Annotated in this window: 2 protein-coding genes; both read left to right on the forward strand. The window is 68.4% G+C overall.

The window, feature by feature from the left end; genetic code table 11:
- On the forward strand, window positions 1-1,404 hold a 1,404-nt coding region (locus ACWKV7_RS23590; protein WP_483860145.1), incomplete at its 5' end, for a ShlB/FhaC/HecB family hemolysin secretion/activation protein.
- 26 nt (window positions 1,405-1,430) lie between these two features.
- Window positions 1,431-2,285 (forward strand): filamentous hemagglutinin N-terminal domain-containing protein (locus ACWKV7_RS23595; RefSeq protein WP_483860146.1); only part of this gene is annotated, 855 nt, incomplete at its 3' end.

Genomic DNA, 2,285 nt, shown 5'->3' on the forward strand with positions numbered 1-2,285 from the left:
CCCTTCGAGGGCCAATGCCTGGGCGCCAGCCGCCTCAACGAGCTGCTCAAGGCCATCACCCAGCAATACATCGAGCGTGGCTACGTCACCTCCCGCGCCTACCTGCCACAGCAGGACCTGGCCGACGGCGAGCTGGACGTGCTGGTGGTGGAGGGCACCCTGGAGGGCCTGGACAGCTCCGAGACGGCCAGCGACCGCGAACTGGCCATGGCCTTTCCCGGCGAACCGGGCGAGCGCCTGAACCTGCGCGAGCTGGAGCAACTGGTCGACCAGCTCGGCCGCCTGCCGTCGCGCCAGGCCCAGCTGGAGCTGCTGCCCGGCGAGCAGGTCGGCGGCAGCCGCGTGCAGCTCAAGGGCGCGCGTAGCAAACCCTGGCGGGTCAGCCTGGCGCGGCATAACGAAGGCCAGGAAAGCACCGGCGAGCAACAGTGGGGCCTGGGCTTCGACTGGGACAGCCCGCTCGGTCTGGCCGACCAACTGAGCCTGCGCGCCAGCCGCGACGCGGTGAGCGATAGCTTCCGCCATTCCCACAGCCAGAGCCTGGCCTACAGCCTGCCCTACGGCTGGTGGACCTTCAGCTACAGCTACAACCAGAGCTACTACCGCACCCAGAACGAAGGCACCGGCTTCGCCTTCCAGACCGACGGCGACAGCCAGAACCACAGCCTGCGCGCCGAGCGCGTGCTGCACCGCGACGACGTCAGCAAGACCAGCGTCGGCTTCGGCGTCAGCCACCTGCAAACCCGCAACTACATCGAAGACGCGCTGATCGACGTCTCCAGCCAGCGCCTCTCCGAAGCCCAGCTCGGCTTCACCCACGGTCGGCGCATCGGCTCCGCCTTCGTCAACCTCGACCTCGGCTGGCAGCACGGTACCGGCGCCTTCGACGCCCAGCGCGACGGCGATCCCCAGGGCAGCCAGCCGGTGGCTCGCTACCACAAATACAGCCTGACCCTGAGCTACCTGCAGCCGTTCCAGCTGGGGGGCGAATCCTTCAGCTTCGACAGCCTGGTCAACGGCCAGCGCAGCGAAGACGTGCTCTACAGCCCGCAGCGCATCAGCATCGGCGGGCTGTCCTCGGTGCGCGGCTTCAAGGAGCAGTCGATGTCCGGCGACAGCGGCGCCTACTGGCGCAGTCAACTGCGCTGGCGCCGGCCGGTGAGCTGGGAGCCGCTGCGCCCGTTCGTCCAGGAATACGGCGTTGCCTTCGCCTACGACGTCGGCGTCATCCATGGCGAGCGCTACAACGCGGGGCAGAGCGGCCGGCTGTCCGGCAACGCCATTGAACTCTCCGCGCGCGGCCCGCACCTGGCCGCCGCCGTCACCTTCGCCCGTTCCCTGGAGCGCCCCGACGCCCTGGAGCGCGAGCGCCCGGTGCATTTTCGTCTCGATTTCTTTTTCTGATTTTGCCGTTGGCAGGAGCCTTCCGCATGGACGTTCGCAGCCCCTTCTTCCAGAACATCGCCACCGTGCTGATCGGCGTGCTGTTCCTCAACCCGATCGTCAGCGCCGCCGCCGAACTAACCGTCGCCGCCGGTAGCACCGCCAGCGTCGGCGCGGCCGGCAACGGCGTGCCGGTGGTCAACATCGCCACCCCCAACGGCAGCGGCCTGTCCCACAACAAATTTACCGACTACAACGTCGGCCAGCAGGGGCTGATCCTCAACAATGCCAACACCGCCACCCAGAGCACCCAGCTCGGCGGCATCATCCTCGGCAACCCGAACCTGAAGAACGGTTCGGCCAACCTCATCCTCAACGAAGTCACCGGCGGCAACCCCAGCACACTTGCGGGCTACACCGAAGTGGCCGGCCAGGCCGCCCACGTCGTCGTCGCCAACCCCCACGGCATCACCTGCGACGGCTGCGGCTTCCTCAACACCCCGCGGGTCACCCTCAGCACCGGCACGCCGGTGGTCGAGAGCGGCCGCCTGCAGCGCTTCGATGTCGACGGCGGGCAGATCGCCGTCATCGGTGCCGGCCTCAACGCCAGCAACGTCGACCACTTCGACCTGATCACCCGCAGCGCCAAGATCAACGCCGAGCTGTACGCCAACAAGCTCAACGTCATCACCGGCCGCAACCAGGTCAACGCTGGCGACCTCAGCGCCACCGCCAAGGCCGACGACGGCAGCGCCCAGCCGCACCTGGCCATCGACAGCTCCGCCCTCGGCGGCATGTACGCTGGCGCCATCCGCCTGGTCGGCACCGAAGCCGGCGTCGGCGTGAAACTGGCCGGCGACCTCGCCGCCAGCGCCGGGGACATCCAGATCGACGCCAACGGC

The sequence above is a fragment of the Zestomonas ipomoeae genome (assembly GCF_057128665.1).